The sequence below is a fragment of the Ideonella dechloratans genome (assembly GCF_021049305.1).
GTDB lineage: Bacteria > Pseudomonadota > Gammaproteobacteria > Burkholderiales > Burkholderiaceae_C > Ideonella > Ideonella dechloratans.
This window is the reverse complement of sequence record NZ_CP088081.1, coordinates 1706731-1731770: the sequence shown is the minus strand read 5'-3', so window position 1 is coordinate 1731770 and position 25040 is coordinate 1706731. Positions and strand designations below refer to the sequence as shown.

Sequence of the window (25040 nt, the reverse complement as noted above, 5' to 3'; positions counted from 1 at the left end):
TGGCAATCAGGTGAGTGCATCGGCGATGCGGGCATCGGCCTCGCGCACCGCCTCGCAGAACCGGCGCATCAGGCCGGCATCCTTGATGCCCTTGGCCTCTTCCACGCCGGTGCTGACGTCAACGGCCCAGGGCCGGACGTGCATCACCCCATCGATCACGTTTGCAGGATTCAACCCACCAGACAAAACGACCGGAGAGGGAACGTTTGCGGGAATGAGTGACCAATCGAATGCCTTTCCACTGCCCCCATAGCCGTCCACATGGGCATCCAGCAGCAATCCGCTGGCACGGGGGTAGAGAGAGGCGAAGTTTAACAAATCGAAGCCGGGCGCCATCCGCGCCGCACGCAGATAGGGCCGCCCCACACGGTCGCAGTCGCCGGGGGTCTCATCGCCGTGGAACTGCAGCAGGGCCTGCGGCACCGCGGCCAGGCCGCGGGCGACCTCCTCATCCGTGGCATTCACGAACAGCAGCACCGGCGTGACGAAGGGTGGCAGGCGCCGGGCCAGTTCCCCTGCCCGCTCGGCCGTCACCGCCCGCGCGCTGCGCGGATAGAGGACAAAGCCCAATGCATCGGCGCCGGCAGCCACGGCCGCATCGACATCGACCTCCCGCGTGAGGCCACAGATCTTGATGCGGGTGGGAGAACCGGGGATGGGGCGCATGGGAAAACGGGGGATGGTCAGGGGAGCCAGTCCATCGCGGGCGTGTGCCGCGGCAGATCCAGCTCCGCATCGTAATTCGGCCCCAGAAAGTAAAGCCCGTCTGGCGCAAAGGTCGGCGCCGCCGCGTCGCGCGAGCGCGCGGCCAGCACCTCGGCCATCCAGTCGGCGGGCCGGGTGCCGGTGCCCACCGCCACCAGGCAGCCCATCAGGTTGCGCACCATGTGGTGCAGGAAGGCCACCGCCTCGAATTCGAAGCGCCAGTAGGCGCCGCGCCGCTCGATGGCGATCCGGTCCATGCGCTTGACGGGCGACAGGGCCTGGCATTCGGCCGAACGGAAGGAGCTGAAATCGTGCTCGCCGATCAGACAGGCCGCGGCTCTGCGCATGGCCTCGCCATCGAGCGGCCGGAAGACCCAGCCCACCCCACCCCGCTCGATGGCCGGACGCACGGGTGATTCCAGCAGCATGTAGCAGTAGCGGCGCCCGCGGGCACTGTTGCGGGCGTGGAAGCTGGCAGGCACCTCGCGCGACCACTGGACGGCGATGTCCGGCGGCAGGTAGCGGTTGGTGCCGCGCACCCAGGAAAAGGGCTCGCGGTGCAGGGGCGTGTCCAGGTGAACCACCTGGTTGAGCCCGTGCACCCCGGTGTCGGTGCGACCGGCACAGACCGTCTGCACCGGCATGGCGGCAAACTGGGACAGGGCGGACTCCAGATGATCCTGGACGGTCCGCCCGCTGGGCTGGCTCTGCCAACCGTGGTAAGCGTCGCCCCGGTAGGCCACGCCCAGGGCGATGCGCCGCACCGCCGGGCCGGCGTGCGGTGGCACGCCAGCCACTGCGGTGTCAGCCAAGCTCATCCAGCATGGCCTGCGCCTTGCTGCGCAGCGGTTCGGCGGCCTTGCTCACCACCTCTTCCAGCAGGTCGCGCGCACCTTCCACGTCGCCGATGCGGCGGAACTCGTCGGCCAATTCGACCTTGCGCTGCAGCGGATCGGCCGCATCGCCCTCCAGATCGAAGGCGATCGAGTCGGTGAAGTCGTCCTCGGCGGACGCAGCAGGTGCAGTGGTGGTCGGCTCCAGGGGGGCCGCCGGCGGCAGGTCCAGTGTCTCGGGCGAGGCGGTGGAGACCTCGTCCGATTCGCCGGACGGCGAAACGGTCGAGCCGCCCAGGTCCAGCGACAAATCACCGAAGTCGAAATCCATCGACTTGCTCTCGCTCACCGGCTCCACTTCCGGCTGGGGCAGGGCCTCTTCATGGGCTACAGGGGCCTCCTCCGGTGTGGCCTCGAACGGCGGCAGTTCGGCCAGATCGGGCAGCGGCTCCATGCCGGTCACCGGCACCTCGGGCAGTTGCTCCGTGCCCGCGGGCATCTCAACTGCGGGCAGATCCGGCAGACCGCTGGTGGTGGACAGCGGGCGGGTGCTCTCCAAGCCGCTCAGCTTGGAGGCCGCGGCGAGGTCGATGTCCAGATCCAGCGGCGGCAGCTCGGACGGCTGGGTGTCCGGGCCCTGCTCGGAAGACGCCAGGCCGGCGGCCATGGGCGGCACGGCCATCGGCTGGGCGCGAGGCGCCTCGTCCTCGGGCTCACCACGCAGATCGGGCGGCGGCTCGGAGGAGGTGTCGATATCCACCTCGGTGATCGGCCCCCCCTGCTGGTACAGCTCGTTGGCCGGATCGATCTGGCGCCCCAGTTCCTTGGCACGCTCCCACTCGTCGCCCACGCCGCCGGTCATCTCCAGCACCTGACGAGCCTGGGTTTCGAAGCTGCGGGCGTCGGCGCGCTTGGCGTAGACCTCCAGCAGCTTGCTGCGGATCGCCACACGGCCGCCATCGGCGCGCAACGCCTCCTTCAGGATTTCCTCGGCCTGCAGATCGCGCCCGTAAGCCAGGTAAACGTCGGCCTCGGCCACCGGGTCCACGTCGCCGATGGCATCGAGCTGGCTGAGCGAGTAGCTCAGAGAGGAGGAGCTGCTGGCACCGTCGCGGGTATCCACCCGCTGGCCGCCGCTCACTCCGAAGAAGGAATCGGGCTGCATGCGGCTCTCGACGAACGAGGTCTCGCTGGCACCCCCCTGCTTGCGACGACGCAGCAGACGGGTCACGCCCAGACCGGCCAGCAGGGCCACGATGCTGATGCCTGCCACCGGCACGATGGGGTTGCCCATCATGGAGGAGACGAAGCTCTCCTCCTGCACCGGCGCCGGCATCACGGGGGGCTTGGCCTTCGGCTTGGGCTTGGCGGGCTGGGACGCCGGCATCGAGGCCGACTGCGCCACGGCCGAAGCCACCGAGGACGCGACCGTGGCGGCACTGGCCACCACCGGGGGCATCGGCGCAGAGGCCACCGGCGCGGAAGGGGTCACCGTCGCAGCAGGCACCGCCACACCCGGCTTGGCAGGCGCCGAGGATGCACCACCCACGGCCACCGCGGTCCCCTGCGAGAGCTTCTTGAGCTCCTGGACGTTGCGGGACAACTCGGCCACACGGGCCTCGGCCGCCTTGCGCTCGGTCTCCTTGGACACCTTGGCTTCCGCGCCCGACTTGACGCTCGGGCGGGACAGCTTGAGTTCGTCGGCCGGCCCCGTGGCGGGAGTCTTACGATCCTGCACGGCGGCTTCCACCTTGCCGGTGGTCTGACGCTCGGACTCGTTGGACTTCACCGCGGGCGCCGACTGGGCCAGGCGCTGACGGAAGGCGGCGAAATCCGCGCTCTGGGCCTGGATGACCTGGCGTGCCTCTTCATTCGTGATGGCACCGGCGGTCTGGGCGTCCGGCACCGACAGCTTGGCACCGGCCTTCAGCCGGTTCATGTTGTTCCCGGCGAAGGCATCCGGGTTGCCGCGATAAAGGCCCACCAGCATCTGGTCCAGCGACACGCCGGACTGGGCGTGGCGACGCGCGATGCCCGACAGGGTGTCGCCGGCGCGGACATAGTAGGTGTCGGATGCCGCAGCGGCCGGGGCCGCGGGCTTGCTGGCCGGCCGCGGCGCCGCGGCCACCGGCTTGGGCGGCGCGGGCTCTGCGGCCGGGGGACGGGGGGGCGCCACGGGAGCTGCCGCACGGGGCGCAGGCGGCGCGGAAAGCACCGGTGCGGTGGTCGGTGCAGCGGGCGCCGGCGCGGCCTTCATCGTCGGGGGGTCGATCAGCAGCGTGTAGGAGCGCTGCAGCCGGCCACCCGACCAGGTGAAGTTCAGGATCAGATCGACGAAAGGCTCCGACACCGCACGGGTGCCGGCGATGCGGATCACGGCACGGCCGTCGGCACGTCGCTGCAAGGTGGCCTCGGCCCCCGACAGCGCGGGGTTGAAGTCCACCCCGGCGGCACGGAAGGCCTCGCCGGAGGCGATGGCACTCTGCAGCGTGGCTGCTTCTTCCGGCGACAGGTTGGTGACCTCGATCTCGGCCCGCAGGTTCTCACCCAGTGCGGACTGAACGGTCATGCGGCCCAGGCTGAAGGCCGACGCCGAGGTGTGGCAAAGCAGCAGGGCTGCGGCGCCGACGGCGCTGAGCAGGTAGCCACGGGCGGGTGTGGTGGGATTCTTCAAAGCGTCTCCGAAATCGCGATCCGTCAAAAGCTGTGAGGAGACAGGACCTCAACGACTGGCAGCTCCAGGCCCGGACACACCAATGTGGCCGCTTCTCTGGAAATACGAAATGTATCAAGCATATAGCTTGCCAAACTCATCCAATCCCTAAGGTAGCCCCGAGTTACCCCTGCTCGACGCAATTGGTAACAGCCAAAAGAAAGGGCGTTGCCTTGCGACAACGCCCGATCAGCGGGAGACGCTTCCGGGATCGGTTCACCAGCCTAGCCGGCATGGCGGAGACCGACCCCGACCGACATCAAGCTTCCAGCAAGATGCGCAGCATGCGGCGCAGCGGCTCGGCAGCGCCCCACAGCAGCTGATCGCCGATGGTGAAGGCCCCGACGTACTCGGGCCCCATGGCCAGCTTGCGGATGCGGCCCACGGGAATCGTCAGCGTACCGGTGGTGGCCACCGGGGTCAGGTCCTGCATCGTGGCCTCGCGGGTGTTGGGCACCACCTTCACCCACTCGTTGTCGGCCGCGATCATGGCCTCCAGGTCGGCCACCGGCACGTCCTTCTTGAGCTTGAAGGTCAGGGCCTGGCTGTGGCAGCGCATGGCGCCGATGCGCACGCAGAAACCATCCACCGGCACCGCGGCGGTGCCGAAGCCCTCGCCCTGGCCGAGGATCTTGTTGGTCTCGGCCATGCCCTTCCACTCTTCGCGGCTCATGCCGTTGCCCAGATCCTTGTCGATCCAGGGGATCAGCGAACCGCCCAGCGGCACGCCGAAGTTGGCGGTCTCGGCAGCGGACAGACTGCGCTGCTTGGCGATGATCTTGCGATCGATCTCCAGAATGGCGCTCTTGGGGTCGTCCAGCAGGGCCTTGACCTCGGCGTTGAGGGTGCCGAACTGGGTCAGCAGCTCGCGCATGTGCTGGGCCCCACCGCCGGAGGCGGCCTGGTAGGTCTGGGTGGACATCCACTCGACCAGCCCGGCCTTGTAGAGCGCGCCCACGCCCATCAGCATGCAGGACACGGTGCAGTTGCCGCCGATCCAGTTCTTGCCACCCTTGGCCAGCGAGTCCTTGATCACCGGCAGGTTGACCGGATCCAACACGATGACCGCGTCACCCTTCATGCGCAGGGTCGAGGCGGCGTCGATCCAGTGGCCGTTCCAGCCGGCGGCGCGCAACTTGGGGAAGACCTCGGAGGTGTAGTCACCGCCCTGGCAGGTCAGCACGATGTCGCAGCGCTTGAGCGCGTCGATGTCGAAGGCGTCCTGCAGCTGGGTTTCGTTCTTGGCCTGGGCCGGGGCCTGACCGCCGGCATTGGAGGTCGAGAAGAACAGGGGTTCGAAGTGGGCGAAGTCGTTCTCCGCCGCCATGCGGTCCATCAGAACCGAGCCGACCATGCCGCGCCAGCCGACCAAACCTACGAGTGCCATTTCCAGTTTCCTTGTGAAGCGTGTTGTCCCGGACCCCTGACTCCCCCGGCTCGTTCGCCGGGGTCCAGGGTGTGGGGGCGAGACGGAACCGAGCTGTCAGCTCTTGGTAATGGTGGTAATGGTTTTACCGGCAATGGCCGCAACCACGGCATCGCCCATCTCGCGGGTGCTCACCTTCTGGGTGCCCTCGCTCCAGATGTCCACGGTGCGATAGCCCGCGGCCAGCACAGCGCGCACTGCCGACTCGATCCGGTCGGCGGCTTCAGGCTGTTGGAGTGAGAAACGGAGCATCATGGCAGCGGACAGGATTGTAGCCAAAGGGTTGGCGATGCCCTTGCCCGCGATGTCCGGCGCACTGCCGTGGCTGGGTTCGTAGAGGCCGCGGTTCTCGGCATTGAGCGAGGCCGAGGGCAGCATGCCGATGGAGCCGGTCAGCATCGCGGCCTCGTCCGAGAGGATGTCGCCAAACATGTTGCCGGTCACCACCACGTCGAACTTCTTGGGTGCGCGCACCAGTTGCATGGCAGCGTTGTCCACGTACATGTGCTCGAGCTCAACGTCCGGGTAGTCCTTGTGGACCTCGGTGACCACGTCCTTCCAGAACTGGAAGGTTTCCAGCACATTGGCCTTGTCGACGCTGGTGACCTTCTTGTTGCGCTTGCGGGCGGCCTGGAAGGCGACGTGGGCGATGCGCTCGATCTCCGGGCGCGAGTAGCGCATGGTGTCGAAGGCCTCTTCGGCGCCAGGAAAGTGCCCGTCCACCGCGGTGCGGCGGCCGCGCGGCTGGCCGAAGTAGATGTCGCCGGTCAGCTCGCGGATGATCAGGATGTCCAGACCGGCCACCAGCTCGGGCTTGAGGCTGGAGGCATGGGTCAGCTGCTCGTAGCACAGGGCCGGGCGGAAATTGGCGAACAGGCCCAGGTGCTTGCGCAGACCCAGGATGGCCTGCTCGGGACGCAGCGGGCGGTCCAGGGTGTCGTACTTCCAGTCGCCCACGGCGCCGAACAGGATGGCATCGGCCGACTTGGCCAGCGCCAGCGTGCTCTCGGGCAGCGGATGGCCGTGGGCCTCGTAGGCGGCGCCGCCGACCTTGGCCTCTTCCATCTCGAAGGGCAGGTCCAGCACCTTCAGGACCTTGACGGCCTCGGCGACGATTTCGGTGCCGATGCCGTCACCCGGCAACACGGCGATCTTCATGCTCATGGGGATTCCTTGATTCTTGGTTCGAGGCGAAGCGATGGCGCTCAGCCCGGCAGGCGGTGGTTCAGCCAGGGCATCCTGGCCAGGCGCTCGGCCTCGTAGGCCTTGATCTTGTCGGCGTGGCGCAGGGTCAGGCCGATGTCGTCGAAACCGTTGACCAGGCAGTACTTGCGGAAGGGCTGGACGTCGAAAGGCAGTTCCGTGCCGTCGGCCTTCACCACCACCTGCCGCGGCAGATCGATGGTCAGCTGGTAGCCCGGGAAGGCCGCCACCTCGTCGAACAGGCGGGCAATCTGCGAGGCCGGCAGCACGATGGGCAGCACGCCGTTCTTGAAGCAGTTGTTGAAGAAGATGTCGGCAAAGCTGGGCGCCAGGATGGCGCGGAAGCCGTACTGCTGCAGCGCCCAGGGGGCATGCTCACGGCTGGAGCCGCAACCGAAATTGGCGCGCGCCAGCAGCACCGAGGCACCCTGGTAGCGCGGCTGGTTCAGCACGAAGTCCGGGTTGGGCTTGCGCGTGGCCGGGTCCTGGCCGGGCTCGCCGTGGTCCAGGTAGCGCCACTCGTCGAACAGGTTGGGACCGAAGCCGGTCCGCTTGATCGACTTCAGGAATTGCTTGGGGATGATCGCGTCGGTGTCGACGTTCTCGCGGTCCATCGGGGCCACCAGGCCCTTGTGCACGGTGAATTGGTCCATGTCAGTGCCTCACTTCTTCTTGGCCGCGCCTTCGATGCTCTCGCCGGCCTTCTGGATGTCCTTGCCCATGCCCTCGATGGTGTTGCAGGCGGTCAGCAGCACCACCGACAGACCGGCCAGCACGAACAGCAGCTTCTTGATCACGGGAAACTCCTTCAGGCGATGCGACGAACGTCCACGAAGTGGCCGGCCATCGCGGCGGCAGCGGCCATGGCCGGGCTGACCAGGTGGGTGCGGCCCCCCGCGCCCTGACGGCCCTCGAAATTGCGGTTGGAGGTGGAGGCGCAGCGCTCGCCCGGCTCCAGCCGGTCGGCATTCATGGCCAGGCACATGCTGCAGCCCGGCTCGCGCCACTCGAAGCCGGCGGCCTTGAAGACCTGGTCCAGGCCCTCGGCCTCGGCCTGCGCCTTCACCAGGCCCGAACCCGGCACCACCAGCGCCAGCTTGACGTTGGCGGCGATGCGCCCGCCCACGCGCTTGACCACCGCAGCGGCCTCGCGCATGTCCTCGATGCGGCTGTTGGTGCAGGAGCCGATGAAGACCTTGTCGATGCGCACGTCGGCCAGCGCCTTGTTGGGCTCCAGGCCCATGTAGGTCAGCGCGCGCTCCATGGCGTCGCGCTTGACAGCGTCCTTCTCCTTGTCGGGATCGGGCACGCGGTCCTCGATGGACAGCACCATCTCGGGCGAGGTGCCCCAGGTGACCTGCGGGCGGATCTGTGCGGCGTCCAGCTCGACCACCTTGTCGAAGTGGGCGCCGGGGTCGGAGTGCAGCGTGCGCCAGTAGGCGATGGCCTGCTCCAGCTCCACACCGCTGGGACTGAAGGGGCGGCCCTTGACGTAGTTGATCGTGGTGTCGTCCACCGCCACGAGGCCGGCACGGGCACCCGCCTCGATGGCCATGTTGCACACCGTCATGCGGCCTTCCATGCTCAGGGCGCGGATGGCCGAGCCGGCAAACTCGATGGTGTAGCCGGTGCCGCCGGCCGTGCCGATCTTGCCGATGATGGCCAGCACGATGTCCTTGGCGCCGCAGCCCTTGGGCAGCGCGCCTTCCACCTTGACCAGCATGTTCTTGGCCTTTTTGGCCAGCAGGGTCTGGGTGGCCAGCACATGCTCCACTTCAGACGTGCCGATGCCGTGGGCCAGCGCACCGAAGGCCCCGTGGGTCGAGGTGTGGCTGTCGCCGCAGACCACCGTCATGCCGGGCAGCGTGGCGCCCTGCTCCGGGCCGATCACGTGGACGATGCCCTGGCGGATGTCGCCCATCTTGAACTGGGTGATGCCGTTGCGGTCGCAGTTGGCGTCCAGCGTGTCCACCTGCAGCTTGGAGACCGGGTCGGCGATGCCGTGGCTGCGGTCGGTGGTGGGCACGTTGTGGTCACTCACCGCCAGGTTGGCCGACAGGCGCCAGACCTTGCGGCCGGCCAGATCCAGGCCCTCGAAGGCCTGCGGGCTGGTCACTTCGTGCAGCAGCTGGCGGTCGATGTAGAGCACGGCGGTGCCGTCTTCCTCGGTGTGGACGACGTGGTCGTCCCACAGCTTGTCGTAGAGGGTGCGAGCGGTCATGGCAAGGGCTTCTGTGGCGGGAGAAATGGCGAAAAAGCCAGAGGCGGGATTGTCGGGGATTCAGGCCTCGGCGGCACGGGCCACCAGGGCGTCGATGAAACGCTGCACCACGGTGGGCAGCACGGGCTGGCTGCGCGCGGCCAGCAGGTAGCGTCGGTGCGCCCAGGGCTCGTCCAGCGGACGCACCTCGATGGCGAACAGGCGCTCAAAGCGTCTGGCCACGGCCGCGGGCAGCACCGCCACCCCCAGGCCGGCGTCCACCAACTGGGCAATGGCATCGAAGCCGCGCACCTGCAGGCGCGCATTCAGGGTGCGGCCGGCCTCCAGGGCACGCTGCAGCATGCGCTGGTGCACCGAAGCGCCGCTGGGCAGCCCGACGATGTCGAAATCGAGCAGTTGGTCGAAGGTCAGGGCCTGCCCCGAACCGGCCAGCACATGGCCGCGCGGCAGGGCCACGGCCAGGTCACCCGCGCGGTAGGGCCAGGTGCTCAGGCGGCCATCGGTGGCGGGGCCGACGAAGATGCCCACGTCGGCGCGGCCATCGGCCACGGCGGCCTGCACTTCTGCGCTGGTCAGGTCTTCCAGGCTGATGCGGATCTGCGGATGCTCGCGCGAGAAGGCCGCCAGGTCACCGGGCAGGGACTCGGCGATGGCCGCGGCGTTGGCAGCCACCCGCAGATGGCCCTTGATGCCGCGGCTGAACTCCACCACCTCGCTCTCCAGCGCATGCAGGGAGGCGTTGAGGCTGCGGATGTGGCGCACCAGCGCGCGCCCGGCCTCGGTGGTCTCCACCCCGCGGGCGCGGCGCTCGAACAGCTGCACGCCCAGGCGGGTTTCCAGATCCTTCAGGCGCTTGCTGGCGGCGGCCAGCGCCAGATGCTCGCGTTCCGCCGCCCGCGTGATGTTGCGGGTTTCGGCGATGGCGAGCACCAGGTTGAGCGTGACCAGATCGAAGCGCATGGCGGCGAAGGTTGCCGGGGAGGCAAGAAATGCGATATTGCACGAAGGCTGAAGCACATGCACACGGAGATGAACCACGGAGCGTTCGCGCACCGCGAATTCTCTCGTGTCTGATTCCGCCTCGCAAGCGCCTCGCCCGCGTCAGCCCACTAGCCTTTCGGGCAGTCGCCCTCGTCAGCGACTACAGTCGACCCTCAGGCCGCCTCTCCAGCCGCCCTTCTCCCACGCATGACCGAGACCTCGCCCGCAGCCCCGCCGCCCCCCGCTGACGCCCCCCTCCGGTGGCAGCAGGGGGACGCGGAATCCCGCCTGGTGCTGGCAGGCGATGGCCGCGACGGCGTGCTGACATGGACGGCGGCGCCGTCCACGGGCCCGCTGGTGGTGGATGGCCGGGGCCTGACCCATTTCGACAGCCTGCTGGCGGCCCAGCTCTGGGCCCTCGCACGCGAGGCGGGCGACCGGCTGCGCTGGGAAGAACTGCCCGCCGGGCTGGGTGAGGTGCTGGCCCTGGCCCGGGCCGCCGAAGCCAGCGCAGGGTCCGCACAGCCGGCCCATGGCTGGCTGGCACGCGTGGGACTGCGGCTGACCGAATCCCAGGCCCGGCTGCGCATCACGCTGGGCTTCATCGGGGAGCTGATACTGGCCCTGCTGCGCAGCCTGCGCGGGCGCAGCGCGATGCGGGCCGAGGACCTGATGTTCCAGCTCCATGCCACCGGCCCGGCCAGCCTGCCCATCGTCTCGCTGGTGAGCTTCTTGGTCGGCCTGATCGTGGCCTACATGGGCGCGGCCCAGTTGCAGCGCCTGGGCGCCCAGATCTACATCGCCGACCTGGTGACCATCGGCGTGGTGCGCGAGATCGCCGCGCTGATGACCGGCATCATCCTGGCCGGTCGGGTGGGCGCCGCCTTCGCGGCCCAGCTGGGCAGCATGCAGGCCAATGAGGAGATCGACGCCCTGGCATCCCTGGGCCTGCCGCCGATGGAGCACCTGGTGCTGCCACGGTTGCTGGCCATGTTGCTGATGGCCCCGCTGCTGACCCTGTACGCCGCCATCGTCGGTGTGGCCGCCGGCTGGCTGGTGGCGGTGGGCATCTACCACGTGGAATCCGCCGAGTACCTGGTGCGCAGCGGCCAGGCCCTGACGCTGACCCACCTGGGCATCGGCCTGCTCAAGGGCACGGTCTACGCCTTCCTCGTCGCCCTGGCCGGCTGCCGGCAGGGCCTGAACGCCGGCCGCAGCGCCCAGGCGGTGGGCGATGCGACCACCGCAGCGGTGGTGCAGTCCATCGTCTGGATGGTGGTGGCCGCCTCGGTGCTGACCATCATGTTCCAGCGGCTGGGATGGTGAGCATGGCCGGCCCTGCCCCCCTTGCCCCGGACGCCGCGCCCGCCCCGCTGGTCCGGGTGGAGGGGCTCACCATGGCTTTCGGAGAGAAGGTCGTCCAGCGCGAGCTGAGCTTTGCCGTGCAGCCCGGCGAGATCCTGGTGCTGATGGGCGGCAGCGGCTGTGGCAAGAGCACCCTGCTGCGCCATCTGATCGGCCTGCAATCGCCGGCGGCCGGCCACATCCGCTATGGCGACATCGACCTGGCCGAAGCCGACGAGGACGAGCTCGACACCGTGCGGCGCTCCTTCGGCGTGATGTTCCAAGCCGGTGCGCTGTGGAGCAGCATGAGCGTGGGCGAGAACGTGATGCTGCCGCTGCGCGAGTACACCGACCTGGAGGAAGCGCAGATCGAGACGCTGGCGCGCTTCAAGCTGGCCCTGGTGGGGCTGGACGGCGCCTTCGATGCCTCGCCCTCAGCGCTCTCAGGTGGCATGAAGAAGCGCGCGGCCATCGCCCGGGCCATGGCGCTGGACGCCCCCCTGCTCTACCTGGACGAGCCTTCGGCCGGGTTGGATCCCCTCACCTCCGCGCGGCTGGACGAGCTCATCCTCAGCCTGCGCGACCACCTGGGCACCACCATCGTGATGGTGACCCACGAACTCGACAGCATCTTTGCCGTGGCCGACCGCGCCCTGTTCCTGGATGCCAAGGAGAAGACGATGACCGCACTCGATGCGCCACGCGCATTGCTGGAGCACGGCCCCGAGCCGGTGCGCCAGTTCCTGCGCCGGGGAAACCGACCATGAGCGCCGCCCACCGCAAGTCCCACCCCGCGATGCTGGGCCTGTTCGTGGTGACCGGGCTGATCGTGCTGTTCGTGGCCGTGGTCACGCTGGCGGGCGGGCGGCTGCTGGTGCACAAGCAGAAAGTCGTGATGCACTACGCCGGCTCGGTCTACGGCCTGCAGGTCGGCGCGCCGGTCGTCTTCCGTGGCGTGCGCCTGGGCAGCGTCAGCGCCATTGGTGTGGCCTATGACGCCGACACCCGCAACGTCACGATCCCGGTGACCGCGGAGCTGGACCGCGAGATGGTGGCCAGCATCACCGGTCACAAGGCCGATGCCGGCGGCGAGAACACGCTGCCAGCCCTGGTTCAGCGTGGCCTGCGCGCGCAGCTGGCCACCCAGAGCCTGCTGACCGGCCAGCTCTACGTGGACCTGGATTTCCGCCCGGAAAAGCCCGCCCACTACATCAGCGACAACACCCAGAACGAGATTCCCACCATTGCCACCGCCTTCCAGGAGCTGCGCAACCAGGTGGACAACCTGGACCTGCGGCGCCTGGTGGACGATGTCTCGGCCATCGCCAGCTCCACCCGGCGCATGGTCAGCGGGCCCGAGGCCAACCATGTGCTGAAGAACCTCGAGGTCGCGACGGACAACCTGCGCCGGGTCTGCAACACCTTGGACAAGCGGCTCAACCCGCTGCTGGATTCGGCCCAGGACACCCTGGCCACCACCAAGCTGAGCATGCAGCGCGTGGGCGAAGCTGCCAGCAGCGTGAAGGGTACCTCTCAGCGCGTCGGTGCCAACTTCGGGCCCGATTCGCCGTTGATGCAGAACCTCACCCGCTCGGCAGACGAGCTCTCGCGCAGCGCCGCGGCACTGCGCGATGCCGTCGGCGACGATTCGCCCATGAACCAGAACCTCCAGCGGGCCCTGCACGACGTGTCCCAGGCCGCGCGCGAGCTGCGCGAACTGGCCAACACCCTGGACGAACAACCCGAATCGGTGATCAAGGGCCGCCGCTGAACGGTGCCCGGAAAGCAGCCCATGCCTTCATCCCGCCCCCTGCACCTCCTGCCGCGGCTGGCCCTTGGCGCCACGCTCACCGCCTGGCTGCTGGCCCTGGCCGCCTGCGGCAGCTCGCCCCCGGTCCAGCTCTACCGCCTGCCCAGTGCGCCCCCGGGGGCGGCGGCCGCGCCCGCGCCGGTCGCCACCGACGCGGTGTGGCTGGTGTCCAGCGTGCGACTGCCGGACTACCTCGACCGCGATGCCCTGTTGTGGCCCAGCGGCGCCACCGGCCTGCGCGCCCTGCCCGGTCAGCGCTGGGCCGAGCCGCTGCGCGACGCCGTGCCGCGGGTGCTGCGCGCCGACCTGGCACGGCTGCGCGGCACGGACAAGGTCTGGGCCGCCCCCCTGCCCACCGGCCTGCGCGCCCAGCGGGTGCTGCGGGTGGAGGTGCAGACCCTCGAGGTCTCCGCCGACGCCCGGCAGTTCGACCTGGTGGCGCGCTGGTGGCTGGCCGATCCCGACGGGCGCACGCCGGCCTTGGTGCGCCAGTTCGAGCATCACCTGCCCCTGAAGGACGCGGAGGCGGACACCCTGGTGGCCGCCCACCGCCAGGCCCTGTGGGCCCTGGCCCAGGACATCGCCCGGACGGCAGACCAGCCCTGACCTCTTAGCTCGGTGCCCACGCCGCCACGAATTGAGCGACATCAAGGCCGGCGCCGGCCCAGGTGATGGAATCGCCCCTGGGCACGCACACGCCCCGGAGCCTTCACATGAGTCTGACACGCCTGTGCCGTCACCCCCTGGTGGCGGTCGATGACACCGCCACGCTGGCCGATGCCGCGCGGCTGATGCGCACCCAGCACGTGGGCGCCCTGGTGGTAGTGAACCGCCAGGAGGGGGCCCACCCCCATGTGCTGGGCCTGGTGACCGACCGCGATCTGGCGGTGGAGGTGCTGGCCCGGGATCTGCCGCCCGGGCAACTGCATGTCGGCGCCCTGGTGGGCGGCGCACCGGTCGTCGTGCCTGCCCAGGCCAGCCTGGGCGAGGCCGCGCACGCCATGCGCGAGGCCGGCGTGCGGCGGCTGCTGGTGGTCAACGAGGAGCACGCCCTGGTCGGTCTGGTGTCGGCCGACGACCTGCTCGAAGCCATGGCCGGCGAGCTCACCGAGCTGGCCCAGGCCCTGCGCAGCGGACTGCTGCGCGAGACGCAGGAACGCGGGCCGCTGACGGCCGCAGCGCCGCCATCAGCCCCCGCCAGCCAAGCGGCCGCGGCACCCTCGCCCAGCCCCACCACCGGCGCCGCGCCGCGGCGGGTGGTGTTCAAGCCCTGGGGCACGCCCGGCATGCCCGCCCCCGAACTCTGAGCCGGCGGCCTCAGCCCCGGCGCAGCCAGCCCTGGTCCCAGCAGCGGGCTAGCCACTGTGCCAGGGTGGTCTGGTCGGGGGCCTCGCCCCTGGCCTCCATCGCGGCCAGGGACACCGCGATGCTCTGCCCCTCCTCGCCCAGGGAGGCCAGCCAGACGGCCTCGGCCGGATCGTCCAGGCTCATGAAGTGAGGCTGTTGTCCCTTGCGCCAGACCAGGACGGGCCTGGGCACGGCGTGGTGAAGCACGTCGGGCAGCGCCGGCGCAGCCTCTTCCTGCGTGCCCTCCTTCCCACGCTGCACAGCCTGCAGGGCTTGCCAAAGTGCCGGCGCCGAGGTGTGCAGCCACAACAGCGTCACGGTGGGATGCAGCACCGGCCACTGCGACAGGCAGGCCTCGGCCCCTTCGGCAGCGAGGTCGGCAGTGGTCCAGGCGGCCACATCGGCCGCATCGAAGACCCCGCGCAGCGCCCACTCCAGCGCGGCCAGTTCGGCCACCTCCGGGTGCTGGGGATGGCGTGCCGCCAGGCGGGCGGGTAGTTCGGCTCCGTAGCGCCCCAGGTTCCGCACCTGCGGTGGCCGCTCTTCGGCATGCCAGCAGGCCAGCTCGGCGAACTGGGTGTCGCCCAGATAGGTGTGCAGGCAGGGAAAGCTGTCCGCCAGCGCATCCTGCAGGCGGGCGCGGTAGGCATGGTGGTAGACCTGCGCACCGCGCAGGCCCGGGAGCGGTCCCGCCGGGTCCAGTGCAGCGGGGGTCTGCTCTGGCGCCGGCGAGGCCAGCACCATCTCGGCCAACTCGGTCTGAACCGCCTCCAGGGGCAGTGCGTCGGGTGCACCTTGCCAGGCAGGCCAGGCTGCGACGGCATCCCCGGATCTCCTTCCCAGCGACAGGACCTCCCGCGCCACCGCCCGTGCCTGGTCCAGTTCCTGGAGCAGCTCGGCCAGCGGCGGGATGTCGTCGTCGCGCTCGATCATGGTCGCCACCGGGCCGAAGCGACGGCAGGCCTGCGCATACAAAGCCCAGACCTCCGGCGCCACCGGATGGTCGTGGGTGTCGATCAGGAAGTCGCCCTGGCGGGAGTGGCCGGCCAGGTGGATCTGGCGCACCCGATGCACCGGCAAGGCCGCCAGGTAGGCCTCTGCATCAAAACCATGGTTGACGCTGCTGACGTGGATGTTGTTCACGTCCACCAGCAAGTCACAGTCGGCCTCCTCGGCCACCAGGGCCAGGAAGTCCCACTCGGTGGTCTCGGAAGAACGGTAGCGAACGTAGCTGGAGACGTTCTCCAGCACCAGTCGCCGGCCCAGCACGTCCTGGGCCTGGCGGATGCGTGCCACCAGGTGCCGCGCGCATTCTTCGGTGTAGGGCACCGGGTAGAGGTCGTGCAGCACGCGTCCGCCCTGCCCCGTCCAGCACAGGTGCTCGGACACCCACATCGGCTGCACCCGCTCGGCCAGGCGCCGCACCCGCTGCAGGTAATCCAGGTCCAGCGGATCGGTGCCCCCCAGGGACAGGGCCACGCCATGCATGGCCATGGGGTAGTCCGCGCGAAAGCGCTCCAGCATGGCCAGGGGCTTGCCGCCATCGACCAGGAAGTTGTCGGTGATGATCTCCAGCCAGTCCACCGGCTGGAGACCGGCCAGGAAATCGGCGTAATGCGCGGTGCGCAGCCCCAGGCCGAAGCGGGGTTGCGTCAGTGGCGCGTGCATGGTGGCTGCGTGTGGCATGGCGGGTCCTGCGTGCCAGGACGGCGGGCCGCCGCCCTGGCCGGGATTCATGAGCGCAGGCTCACAGGTCGCCGATGACGCCGCCCTTCATCAGGCAGCTCTTGGCGTCCATGGCCTTGAAGCCCTGGCCCTTGCAGCTGTTCTGCCCCTTGCAGGCGTGCTCGGTGGTCTTGCAGTCGGACATGCCCTTGCAGCTGTTGACCTCGTAGCAGTGCACGGTGTCGGCCGCGCCCACGGCTGCACCGGAGGCCCCCGCCGGTGCGGTGGCCGCCGCGGCCAGGCTGGAGACCGCCAGGGCGCTGGCGCCCAGCAGGTAGGAAGACAGGTGAGCAAGCTTGCTGTTCATGGTTCGGTTCCTCGTTCAAGAGGTGCCGTGGGCACCGGGGTGGATTGCCTGCCCTCGTCATCGCCTGCGCGATCCTCTGGGGCCGACAGAGCTCTGTCGCCGGCCCGCAGCGTTCCTTACACACCCCACCCAAGAAATCTGAACCGCCCACGAAAAAGCCGCCCGAAGGCGGCCGATTCGAGAGCGCCCGTGCCACTCACTTCGTGGCGACCAGCTCCTTGACCTGCTGCAGCGCGGCCGGGTCTTCCATGGTGGTCAGGTCGCCGGGGTCGCGGCCCTCGCAGACCGCCTGGATGGCGCGGCGCAGCAGCTTGCCGCTGCGGGTCTTGGGCAGCACGTTGACGAACTTGACCATGGCCGGCCGGGCCACGGCGCCGAGCTGATCGTCCACGACCTTCATGATCTCGGCCTCGTGCGCCTTGGCCTGTTCGGTGGTGGCCGCCTTGGCCGGGTCCTTCAGCACCGCAAAGGCCACCGCCACCTGCCCCTTGAGCTGGTCGGCCACGCCCACCACGGCCACCTCGGCCACGTTCGGGTGGCTGGAGATGCTCTCCTCGATCTCGCGGGTGCCCAGGCGGTGGCCGGCCACGTTGATCACGTCGTCGGTGCGGCCCAGGATGTAGAAATAGCCGTCCGCGTCGCGCACACCCCAGTCGAAGGTGCTGTACATGACCCGGTTGTGGATGCTGGACCAGTAGGTCTTGACGAAGCGGGCGTCGTCGCCCCAGATGGTCTGCAGGCAGCCCGGGGGCAGCGGACCCTCCACCGCGATCACGCCCTTCTTGTTCGGCTCGGTGATCTCCTCGCCGGTGGCTTCGTCGATCAGCTTGATGTCGTAGCCGTAGACCGCCTTGCCCGGCGAGCCGAACTTGGTGGGCGCCTTCTCGACCCCGTTGCAGATGGCCATGATGGGCCAGCCGGTCTCGGTCTGCCAGTAGTTGTCGATGATGGGCTTCTGGATCGCGTCGGCCATCCAGGTGGCGGTGGGCTCGTCCAGCGGCTCGCCGGCCAGGAACAGCGCCTTCAGGCTGGAAAGGTCGTACTTGGTGAGGTAGGCCGGGTCCTGCTTCTTGAGCACGCGGGCCGCGGTGGGGGCCGAGAACATCACCGACACCTTGTACTTCTCGACCAGGCTCCACCAAATGCCGGCATCCGGGCGGATGGGCAGGCCTTCGTACATGATGGTGGCCATGCCGTTGATCAGCGGGCCGTAGATGATGTAGCTGTGGCCCACCACCCAGCCGATGTCGCTGGTGGAGAAATAGGTTTCACCCGGCTCGCCCAGGTAGATGTGCTTCATCGACGCGGCCAGGGCCACGGCGTAGCCGGCGGTGTCGCGCTGCACGCCCTTGGGCTTGCCGGTGGTGCCGCTGGTGTAGAGGATGTAGCTGGGGTGGGTGCTGTCCACCCACTCGCAGGGCACCTGGGCGTTCAGGTGACGCTCACGCTCGCTGGCGTAGTCGATGTCGCGGCCCTCGACCTTGGCGAAGTCGGCCAGGCCGCGGTTGACCATCAGCACCGCCGCGGGCTTGTGGCTGGACAGGCTGATGGCCTCGTCCAGCAGGTGCTTGTAGGGCACGACCTTGCCGCCGCGCATGCCGGCATCGGCGCTGACGATGACCTTGGGCTGCGCATCGTCGATGCGGGTGGCCAGCGAGTGGCTGGCGAAGCCGCCGAACACCACCGAGTGGATGGCGCCGATGCGCACGCAGGCCAGCATCGCGAAGCAAGCCTCGGCAATCATCGGCATGTAGATCAGCACCCGGTCGCCCTTGGCCACGCCCTGGGCCTGCAGGATGGCGGCCATGCGCTGCACCTCGGCATGCAGCTCACGGAAGCTGTAGGTCTTTTCCGTGTTCGTTTCGGTGGAAACGAAGATGAGCGCGTTCTGGTCCGGGCGGTTGGCCAGGTGGCGGTCCACCGCGTTGTGGCACAGGTTGGTCTGGCCACCGGCAAACCACTTGGCGAACGGCGGCTGGCTGTAGTCGCACACCTGCTCGTAGGGCTTGTGCCAGTCGATCAGCCGGGCCTGCTCGGCCCAGAAGGCGTCGCGTTGCTCGATCGATGCGCGGTGGAACTCCTGATAGGAGCTGTAGGTCAGGCTCATGCTTGTCTCCTCTTGCGGGCGGCGGTGTCTGCACTTCAGACAAACCTCCGATTGAACGCATGCAGCCTGACATTGCGCTGTCACTCCCGCGGCAGCGCCTTGATGCACGTCAGGCTTCTGGAGGAAGCATGGTCTCCAGCGCGCGCGCCAGCATCTGGCCAGGCTCGACCTTGGTGGCCAGGCCCTCGGCCCGCAGACGGTCCAGCATGCGGCGGGTGATGGTGTGCGCTCCGCTGCCGCGGCGGCTCTTGAACATGAAGAACTGGCCGTTGTCACTGCGCCAGTTCAGCAACGCGGTGACCCAGCGTCCCTGCAGCATCAGCCGACAGAGGTCGCCCACCTTCAGCCCGTCCAGCCAGGCCTCGCGCTCCACCAGGCTGTCGTCATCGTCCTCGTCCATGGCCATCGGCACGGTGGCCAGCTCGGCATGGCCGGCCCACTCGTCCCCGTGCAGATCTGGCAGGCCGGACACGTCGCCCACGGTCGGGGCACTGGGCACCACCACCACGGTCGGATTGGGCTCCATGAGCGAAATCTTCTCGATGCCCGAGAGCAGACGGGTCAGATCGGCGACGTGCCCATCGATCTGGTGCATGCCGAACCCGGCGGCCATCATGCCGTCACGGGCAGCATCCAGCAGGGCCTGACGCTCGATCAGGGTCGGCACGGCCCCCCGGCGCAGGCGCCCCACCGCGGTGAGCAGATCGGGCACGAGGTTCATGTAGCGCAGGGCCGCGGGCGAGCCAGGTCCCTGGCGCACCAGGGTGTGGGTCATCACCTGCACCCAGGGCCCCTGCAGGAACTGCCGCACATCGTCGGGCACCGGTGTCTTGCGCAGTTGGTCGGCCAGCTGCGCCCGGACCGTGGGCTCCATCTCACGCCGCTTGGACTCCATGTCGAAAGCCGTTTCGAGCTCGGCAGGACGGGTGGTGCCGAAATCGCCGGGCACGCTGTCCAACTCACTCAGCGCGCTGTCGAAAGCCTCCAGGGACAGTTCCTGCGGTCGTTCCAGTTCAGCCAGCATCGGCCCCAAACGCGCCGCCAGCTCGCGCATGTCCGGATCGTTGGGCGACTGGACCGCGCTGAGCGCAGCCAGACGGTCCAGCAGGCGCCAGAAGGGATGCGTTGATTGCTGCAGTGCCGACAGCTCCTTCGGGCTGAGGCGCTCGACCTGCGCCAGCAGGCGACGCCAGACCGAATCCATGGCCGCGCCCGCGTGGCTCTGGCGGGCCAGCACCCGGGTCAGTTGCTCCAGCTTGCGCACCAGCGGGGGCGACAGCCCGGCCTGGGTGGCCACGGACCCCACCGCGCTGCCCGAAGAACCGATCGCGCCCAGGAATTCCCCTGGTGGCGCCGAGAAGAGGCGCTCGATGCCCACATAGGCCGTGCCGCCGATGGCGGTGGCGGGGCGGATCGAAGCAGACGCAGGCCGCAACCCTTGGTCGCGCAACCACTGCAAGTGACGCTCGAACAGGTGCAGGGTCTGACTCGCCAGGACGCTGGCCGCCGCGCGCAGAATGGGCAGGCGCAACTCGGGCTCTGCCCCCAGGTCCACCAGCGCCTGGCTGAAGGACTCGGCCACGATGGTCGGATTCAGCGGGTAGGCCAGCTCGGGCTCATGCATGGGCCGCCCCGGCAGCATGGCACACAAGGTGCGCAGTTCACGCAAGGTGTTTTCGGTCAGATGGGTGACCTGCTGAGCCAGACGCCCGGTCTCGATGCCTTCCTGCATGGACGACTCGTCCATCAGCGAGAGCATGGGCGAGGAATCCAGCAGGAACTCGCGCATCTGGAGATCCGGGGCCCTGGCGGGCGCCAGTTCCTCCTTGACGCGCTGGGCCAGGGCGCGGACCAGCGCCTGAGCCACCACGCCGTGGCGGGCCTTGAGCCAGGTGAGCGCCTGACTGGCCTCTCCACGCCCGCCGGCATGTTCCCAGGGGTTGGACAGGCTGTTGAGCAGGCTGTCCTTGGTCCCGCGCTCCACCTCGGCGGCCCAGGCGGGCAGCCCCTCCACGATGTGAAGCCACAAAGCCTGAAAATTACAACTGCGGGTCATGGCGCCGGGGAAATGTCGGTGAAATCTGAACCAGGGTCGGAGTGTATGACCAGCGGGTGAAGCCCGGGTTCCTGAAGCGCAAGCCCATGTGAAGGGCAGAAACAAGAAGGCCTGCCGGAAGGCAGGCCTGTGCGGGGGCCGGGGGCGCCGATCAACCCAGCGCGGCCACCACTTCGGGCGGTGCTTGCACCAGTTCGATCAGCACGCCTTCACCGCCCACCGGGAACTCCTCGTTGCCCTTGGGGTGGATGAAGCAGATGTCGTGGCCGGCCGCTCCCTTGCGGATGCCGCCTGGCGCGAAGCGCACGCCGTTGGCCGTCATCCACTCGACCGCCTTGGGCAGGTCATCCACCCACAGGCCGACGTGGTTGAGCGGTGTGGCGTGCACGGCCGGCTTCTTCTCGGGGTCCAGCGGCTGCATCAGGTCCACCTCGACCGCGGTCGGGCCGGTGCCCAGCGCGCAGATGTCCTCGTCCACGTTCTCGCGCTCGGAGACGAAGGTGCTCTTGACCGACAGGCCGAACATGTCGACCCACAGGGACTTGAGCCGGCCCTTGTCCGGCCCGCCGATGGCGATCTGCTGGATGCCCAGGATCTTGAAGGGCTTGGCGCTGCTCATGGGCGGCTCCTCACTCGAAGGCGATGATGGCCTGGTCCACGCTCAGGCTTTCGCCCTTCTGCGCGCGAACTTCCTTGACCACGCAGTCCTGCGTGGCCACCAGGATGTTCTCCATCTTCATGGCCTCGATGACTGCCAGCTTCTCGCCAGCCAGCACCTTCTGGCCCACCTTGACGGCCACATCGACCAGCAGGCCCGGCATCGGCGAGAGCAGGAACTTGGACAGGTCGGGCGGCGCCTTGTAGGGCATCAGCTTGTGCAGTTCGGCCGCACGCGGCAGCAGCACCATGGCGTCGATCGCGGTGCCGTTGTGGGCGATGCGCAGGGCCAGCGGCTTCTTGGCCAAGCCGCGCTCGACCTGGGCCGAGAACGGTTGGCCATTGACCGTGCCGGTGACCAGGATCTCGCCCAGGCCAGTCTGGCTCTGGATGTGATAGGTCTTGTGGCCCACCGTCACTTCCAGCGAACCGGTGTCGGGGTCATAGGCTCCCAGCCGGGTCTCGTGGTAGGTGTTCTGGCCTTCGGCGCCCAGCACCACCACCACCGGGTGGTCCATGTAGCTCACCTCGTGACCCGGCAGCTGGCCGCTCATCGCCGCGGCGCGGGTGCGCGCCTTGCGGCGGATGAAGGCTGCCAGCGCCACCAAGAACATCGGATCATCGTGCGGCACATCCTCGGCCTTGAAGCCCTGGCTGTAGTGCTCGGCGATGAAGCCGGTGTTGAACTGGCCGGTGACGAACTTCGGGTGGGCCAGCAGGGCCGCCTGGAAGGGGATGTTGCTGTTGATACCGCGGATCACGAAGGCATTGAGCGCGGCGCGCATCTTGGCGATGGCGTCGTTGCGGTCGCTGCCGTGCACGATGAGCTTGGCGATCATCGAGTCGTAGAACATCGGGATCTCGCCACCCTCGTAGACGCCGGTGTCCACGCGCACGCCCCCGAAGTGGCCGCTGGCGTAGGCCGGGCCCTGCAGGGTCTCTGTGCCCTGCTCCAGGTTGGCCGCGGGCGGCTGGTACTTCACCAGACGGCCGGTGGAGGGCAGGAAGTTGCGGAACGGGTCTTCCGCATTGATGCGGCACTCGATGGCCCAGCCTTCCTTCTTGATGTCCTCCTGCTTGAAGCCCAGCTTCTCGCCGGCCGCCACGCGGATCATCTGCTCGACCAGGTCCAGGCCGGTGATGCACTCGGTCACCGGGTGCTCCACCTGCAGGCGGGTGTTCATCTCCAGGAAGTAGAAGTCCTGGTCCTTGCCGACCACGAACTCCACCGTGCCGGCGGACTGGTACTTCACCGCCTTGGCCAGGGCCACGGCCTGCTCGCCCATGGCCTTGCGGGTGGCGTCGCTGATGAAGGGGGACGGTGCCTCCTCGATCACCTTCTGGTGGCGGCGCTGGATCGAGCATTCGCGCTCGTGCAGGTAGACCACGTTGCCATGGCTGTCGCCCAGGATCTGGATCTCGATGTGGCGCGGCTCCTGGACGTACTTCTCCATGAAGACGCGGTCGTCACCGAAGCTGTTGCGCGCCTCGTTGCGGCAGGACGAGAAGCCCTCGAAGCACTCCTTGTCGTTATAGGCCACGCGCAGGCCCTTGCCGCCACCACCGGCCGAGGCCTTGATCATCACCGGATAGCCGATCTTCTGGGCGATGCCCACGGCCTCCTCGGGCGAGAGGATGGGCTGGTTGTGGCCCGGGATGGTGCTGACCTGGGCTTCGCCCGCCAGCTTCTTCGAGGCGATCTTGTCGCCCATGGCCGCGATGCTGTAATGCTTCGGACCGATGAAGACGATGCCCTCTTCTTCGCACCGACGGGCGAAGTCCTCGTTCTCCGACAGGAAGCCGTAGCCCGGGTGCAATGCCTCGGCCCCGGTCGCCTTGCAGGCGGCGATGATCTTGTCGGCCACCAGATAGGACTCGCGCGAGGGCGCCGGGCCCAGCAGCACGGCCTCGTCGGCCAGTTCGACGTGGCGGGCGTCCTTGTCGGCCTCCGAGTACACGGCCACCGTCTGGATGCCCATCTTGCGGGCGGTCTTGATCACGCGGCAGGCAATCTCGCCGCGGTTCGCAATCAGAATCTTCTTGAACATGGTGTGAATCTCCGCGGCTGGATCAGAGGGGGATGTTCCCGTGCTTGCGCCACGGGTTCTCCAGCTTCTTGTCCTTGAGCATCATCAGCGAGCGGCAGATGCGCTTGCGGGTCTCGTGCGGTTGGATGACGTCGTCGATGAAGCCACGTGCGCCGGCCACGAAGGGGTTGGCGAAGCGGGCCTTGTATTCGGCCTCGCGGGCCGCCAGCTTCTCCGGGTCGCCCTTGTCTTCGCGGAAGATGATCTCCACCGCGCCCTTGGCCCCCATCACCGCGATCTCCGCGTTGGGCCAGGCGAAGTTCACATCGCCGCGCAGGTGCTTAGAGGCCATCACGTCGTACGCGCCGCCGTAGGCCTTGCGGGTGATGACGGTGACCTTGGGCACCGTGCACTCGGCGTAGGCGTAGAGCAGCTTGGCGCCGTGCTTGATGATGCCGCCGTACTCCTGCGCGGTGCCGGGCATGAAGCCGGGCACGTCGACGAAGGTGATGACCGGGATGTTGAAGGCATCGCAGAAGCGCACGAAGCGCGCGGCCTTGATCGAGCTCTTGATGTCCAGGCAGCCGGCCAGCACCAGCGGGTTGTTGGCCACGATGCCCACGGTCTGGCCTTCCATGCGGGCCATGCCGATCACGATGTTGGCCGCGTAGTCGGGCTGCAGCTCGAAGAAGTCGCCATCGTCCACGACCTTCAGGATCAGTTCCTTGATGTCGTAGGGCTTGTTGGGGTTGTCCGGCACCAGGGTATCGAGCGAATGGTCCAGGCGTCCCACCGGGTCACCGCTGGGGCGCACCGGCGGTTTGTCACGGTTGTTCAGCGGCAGGTAGTTGAAGAAGCGGCGCAGCATCAGCAGCGCTTCCACATCGTTCTCGAAGGCCAGGTCGGCCACACCGCTCTTGGTCGTGTGGGTGCTGGCGCCGCCCAGTTCCTCGGCCGTCACCTCCTCGTGGGTCACGGTCTTCACCACCTCGGGGCCGGTGACGAACATGTAGGAGCTGTCCTTCACCATGAAGATGAAGTCGGTCATCGAGGGCGAGTACACCGCGCCACCGGCGCAGGGGCCCATGATCATGCTGATCTGCGGAATCACGCCCGAGGCCATCACGTTCTTCTGGAACACGTCGGCATAGCCCCCCAGCGAGGCCACGCCTTCCTGGATGCGGGCGCCGCCCGAGTCGTTCAAGCCGATCACCGGAGCCCCGACCTTCATGGCCTGGTCCATGATCTTGCAGATCTTCTCGGCGTGGGATTCGCTCAGCGCACCGCCGAAGACGGTGAAGTCCTGGCTGAAGGCGAAGGCCAGGCGGCCGTTGATCATGCCGTAGCCGGTCACCACGCCGTCGCCCGGGATCTTGCTGTCGGCCATGCCGAAGTCCACGCAGCGGTGTTCGACGAACATGTCCCATTCCTCGAACGTGCCTTCGTCGAACAGCAACTCCAGCCGCTCGCGGGCGGTCAGCTTGCCCTTCTTGTGCTGAGCGGCGATGCGCTTCTCGCCGCCGCCCAGGCGCGCCTTGGCGCGCTTGTCTTCGAGCATCTGCTGGATGTCATGCATGA

21 protein-coding genes are annotated in these 25040 nt (G+C 68.4%); 5 read left to right on the top strand and 16 right to left on the bottom strand.

Going from position 1 to position 25040, the window contains the following annotated elements:
* Nucleotides 1-6 precede the first annotated feature (6 nt).
* The 9 genes from LRM40_RS08055 to LRM40_RS08015 form a co-directional block, all read right to left on the bottom strand.
* A complete protein-coding gene (locus LRM40_RS08055) occupies nucleotides 7-666 on the bottom strand; it encodes a phosphoribosylanthranilate isomerase (protein ID WP_151124853.1) in 660 nt (219 codons plus the stop codon).
* A gap of 17 nt (nucleotides 667-683) precedes the next feature.
* Entirely contained in the window at nucleotides 684-1523 is an 840-nt protein-coding gene (gene truA / locus LRM40_RS08050; protein WP_151124852.1) for a tRNA pseudouridine(38-40) synthase TruA, read from the bottom strand.
* Nucleotides 1510-4212: a FimV/HubP family polar landmark protein gene (locus LRM40_RS08045; protein ID WP_231067791.1), complete on the bottom strand. Its 2703-nt coding sequence runs from the start codon at nucleotides 4210-4212 to the stop codon at nucleotides 1510-1512. Before LRM40_RS08045 ends, truA begins: the two co-directional genes overlap by 14 nt.
* 298 nt (nucleotides 4213-4510) lie before the next feature.
* Nucleotides 4511-5638, bottom strand: coding sequence for an aspartate-semialdehyde dehydrogenase (asd, locus tag LRM40_RS08040; RefSeq protein WP_151122207.1), 1128 nt, complete (start codon nucleotides 5636-5638; stop codon nucleotides 4511-4513).
* A gap of 96 nt (nucleotides 5639-5734) precedes the next feature.
* On the bottom strand, nucleotides 5735-6835 hold the full coding sequence (gene leuB / locus LRM40_RS08035) for a 3-isopropylmalate dehydrogenase (protein ID WP_151122317.1): 1101 nt from the start codon (nucleotides 6833-6835) through the stop codon (nucleotides 5735-5737).
* A 47-nt stretch (nucleotides 6836-6882) separates the two neighbouring features.
* The gene (gene leuD, locus LRM40_RS08030) at nucleotides 6883-7533 is read right to left on the bottom strand and encodes a 3-isopropylmalate dehydratase small subunit (RefSeq protein ID WP_151122208.1); all 651 of its coding nucleotides are present in this window, start codon (nucleotides 7531-7533) and stop codon (nucleotides 6883-6885) included.
* Between the two features lie 9 nt (nucleotides 7534-7542).
* On the bottom strand, nucleotides 7543-7677 hold the full coding sequence (locus LRM40_RS08025; protein ID WP_375138545.1) for an entericidin A/B family lipoprotein: 135 nt from the start codon (nucleotides 7675-7677) through the stop codon (nucleotides 7543-7545).
* Nucleotides 7678-7688: 11 nt separating this feature from the next.
* Entirely contained in the window at nucleotides 7689-9101 is a 1413-nt protein-coding gene (gene leuC, locus LRM40_RS08020) for a 3-isopropylmalate dehydratase large subunit (protein WP_151122209.1), read from the bottom strand.
* A 60-nt stretch (nucleotides 9102-9161) separates the two neighbouring features.
* Nucleotides 9162-10061 (bottom strand): LysR family transcriptional regulator, encoded by a 900-nt coding sequence (locus LRM40_RS08015; protein ID WP_151122210.1) that lies wholly within the window; start codon nucleotides 10059-10061, stop codon nucleotides 9162-9164.
* 228 nt (nucleotides 10062-10289) lie between these two features.
* Between LRM40_RS08015 and LRM40_RS08010 the strand changes: the two genes are divergently transcribed.
* From LRM40_RS08010 to LRM40_RS07990, 5 genes are all read left to right on the top strand, one after another.
* A complete protein-coding gene (locus LRM40_RS08010) occupies nucleotides 10290-11408 on the top strand; it encodes an MlaE family ABC transporter permease (protein ID WP_151122211.1) in 1119 nt (372 codons plus the stop codon).
* A 71-nt stretch (nucleotides 11409-11479) separates the two neighbouring features.
* On the top strand, nucleotides 11480-12193 hold the full coding sequence (locus LRM40_RS08005; RefSeq protein WP_231067790.1) for an ABC transporter ATP-binding protein: 714 nt from the start codon (nucleotides 11480-11482) through the stop codon (nucleotides 12191-12193).
* Nucleotides 12190-13197 carry an MlaD family protein gene (locus tag LRM40_RS08000; RefSeq protein WP_151122213.1) on the top strand — a complete coding sequence of 336 codons (1008 nt, stop codon included), beginning with the start codon at nucleotides 12190-12192 and terminating at the stop codon, nucleotides 13195-13197. The genes LRM40_RS08005 and LRM40_RS08000 overlap by 4 nt, the downstream gene beginning before the upstream one ends.
* A gap of 21 nt (nucleotides 13198-13218) precedes the next feature.
* Nucleotides 13219-13842 carry a PqiC family protein gene (locus LRM40_RS07995; RefSeq protein WP_151122214.1) on the top strand — a complete coding sequence of 208 codons (624 nt, stop codon included), beginning with the start codon at nucleotides 13219-13221 and terminating at the stop codon, nucleotides 13840-13842.
* Between the two features lie 107 nt (nucleotides 13843-13949).
* Nucleotides 13950-14543 (top strand): CBS domain-containing protein, encoded by a 594-nt coding sequence (locus LRM40_RS07990; RefSeq protein WP_170288765.1) that lies wholly within the window; start codon nucleotides 13950-13952, stop codon nucleotides 14541-14543.
* A gap of 10 nt (nucleotides 14544-14553) precedes the next feature.
* On the opposite strand, the gene bufB is transcribed toward LRM40_RS07990, so the two are convergent.
* From bufB to LRM40_RS07950, 7 genes are all read right to left on the bottom strand, one after another.
* Nucleotides 14554-16269 carry an MNIO family bufferin maturase gene (bufB, locus tag LRM40_RS21450; protein ID WP_151122216.1) on the bottom strand — a complete coding sequence of 572 codons (1716 nt, stop codon included), beginning with the start codon at nucleotides 16267-16269 and terminating at the stop codon, nucleotides 14554-14556.
* Nucleotides 16270-16330: 61 nt separating this feature from the next.
* A complete protein-coding gene (gene bufA2 / locus LRM40_RS07975; RefSeq protein WP_151122217.1) occupies nucleotides 16331-16615 on the bottom strand; it encodes a BufA2 family periplasmic bufferin-type metallophore in 285 nt (94 codons plus the stop codon).
* A gap of 196 nt (nucleotides 16616-16811) precedes the next feature.
* On the bottom strand, nucleotides 16812-18722 hold the full coding sequence (locus LRM40_RS07970) for a propionate--CoA ligase (protein WP_151122218.1): 1911 nt from the start codon (nucleotides 18720-18722) through the stop codon (nucleotides 16812-16814).
* Between the two features lie 109 nt (nucleotides 18723-18831).
* Nucleotides 18832-20736: a DUF1631 family protein gene (locus LRM40_RS07965; protein ID WP_170288766.1), complete on the bottom strand. Its 1905-nt coding sequence runs from the start codon at nucleotides 20734-20736 to the stop codon at nucleotides 18832-18834.
* Nucleotides 20737-20929: 193 nt separating this feature from the next.
* On the bottom strand, nucleotides 20930-21397 hold the full coding sequence (locus tag LRM40_RS07960) for a VOC family protein (RefSeq protein ID WP_151122220.1): 468 nt from the start codon (nucleotides 21395-21397) through the stop codon (nucleotides 20930-20932).
* Nucleotides 21398-21407: 10 nt separating this feature from the next.
* A complete protein-coding gene (locus LRM40_RS07955; protein ID WP_151122221.1) occupies nucleotides 21408-23483 on the bottom strand; it encodes an acetyl-CoA carboxylase biotin carboxylase subunit in 2076 nt (691 codons plus the stop codon).
* Between the two features lie 22 nt (nucleotides 23484-23505).
* Complete coding sequence (locus tag LRM40_RS07950; protein ID WP_022981655.1) at nucleotides 23506-25038, bottom strand: acyl-CoA carboxylase subunit beta; 1533 nt, start codon at nucleotides 25036-25038, stop codon at nucleotides 23506-23508.
* Nucleotides 25039-25040: the final 2 nt, after the last annotated feature.

Excerpts from the sequence above, each read along its gene's own strand:
- asd (WP_151122207.1), bottom strand. The coding sequence starts at position 5,638 with ATGGCACTCGTAGGTTTGGTCGGCTGGCGCGGCATGGTCGGCTCGGTT.
- bufB (WP_151122216.1), bottom strand. The coding sequence starts at position 16,269 with ATGCCACACGCAGCCACCATGCACGCGCCACTGACGCAACCCCGCTTC.
- LRM40_RS08000 (WP_151122213.1), top strand. The coding sequence starts at position 12,190 with ATGAGCGCCGCCCACCGCAAGTCCCACCCCGCGATGCTGGGCCTGTTC.
- LRM40_RS07955 (WP_151122221.1), bottom strand. The coding sequence starts at position 23,483 with ATGTTCAAGAAGATTCTGATTGCGAACCGCGGCGAGATTGCCTGCCGC.
- LRM40_RS08010 (WP_151122211.1), top strand. The coding sequence starts at position 10,290 with ATGACCGAGACCTCGCCCGCAGCCCCGCCGCCCCCCGCTGACGCCCCC.
- leuD (WP_151122208.1), bottom strand. The coding sequence starts at position 7,533 with ATGGACCAATTCACCGTGCACAAGGGCCTGGTGGCCCCGATGGACCGC.
- LRM40_RS08055 (WP_151124853.1), bottom strand. The coding sequence starts at position 666 with ATGCGCCCCATCCCCGGTTCTCCCACCCGCATCAAGATCTGTGGCCTC.
- LRM40_RS07990 (WP_170288765.1), top strand. The coding sequence starts at position 13,950 with ATGAGTCTGACACGCCTGTGCCGTCACCCCCTGGTGGCGGTCGATGAC.
- bufA2 (WP_151122217.1), bottom strand. The coding sequence starts at position 16,615 with ATGAACAGCAAGCTTGCTCACCTGTCTTCCTACCTGCTGGGCGCCAGC.
- LRM40_RS08015 (WP_151122210.1), bottom strand. The coding sequence starts at position 10,061 with ATGCGCTTCGATCTGGTCACGCTCAACCTGGTGCTCGCCATCGCCGAA.
- LRM40_RS07950 (WP_022981655.1), bottom strand. The coding sequence starts at position 25,038 with ATGCATGACATCCAGCAGATGCTCGAAGACAAGCGCGCCAAGGCGCGC.
- LRM40_RS07960 (WP_151122220.1), bottom strand. The coding sequence starts at position 21,397 with ATGAGCAGCGCCAAGCCCTTCAAGATCCTGGGCATCCAGCAGATCGCC.
- LRM40_RS08005 (WP_231067790.1), top strand. The coding sequence starts at position 11,480 with ATGGCTTTCGGAGAGAAGGTCGTCCAGCGCGAGCTGAGCTTTGCCGTG.
- leuC (WP_151122209.1), bottom strand. The coding sequence starts at position 9,101 with ATGACCGCTCGCACCCTCTACGACAAGCTGTGGGACGACCACGTCGTC.
- leuB (WP_151122317.1), bottom strand. The coding sequence starts at position 6,835 with ATGAAGATCGCCGTGTTGCCGGGTGACGGCATCGGCACCGAAATCGTC.
- LRM40_RS07970 (WP_151122218.1), bottom strand. The coding sequence starts at position 18,722 with ATGAGCCTGACCTACAGCTCCTATCAGGAGTTCCACCGCGCATCGATC.
- LRM40_RS07995 (WP_151122214.1), top strand. The coding sequence starts at position 13,219 with ATGCCTTCATCCCGCCCCCTGCACCTCCTGCCGCGGCTGGCCCTTGGC.
- truA (WP_151124852.1), bottom strand. The coding sequence starts at position 1,523 with ATGAGCTTGGCTGACACCGCAGTGGCTGGCGTGCCACCGCACGCCGGC.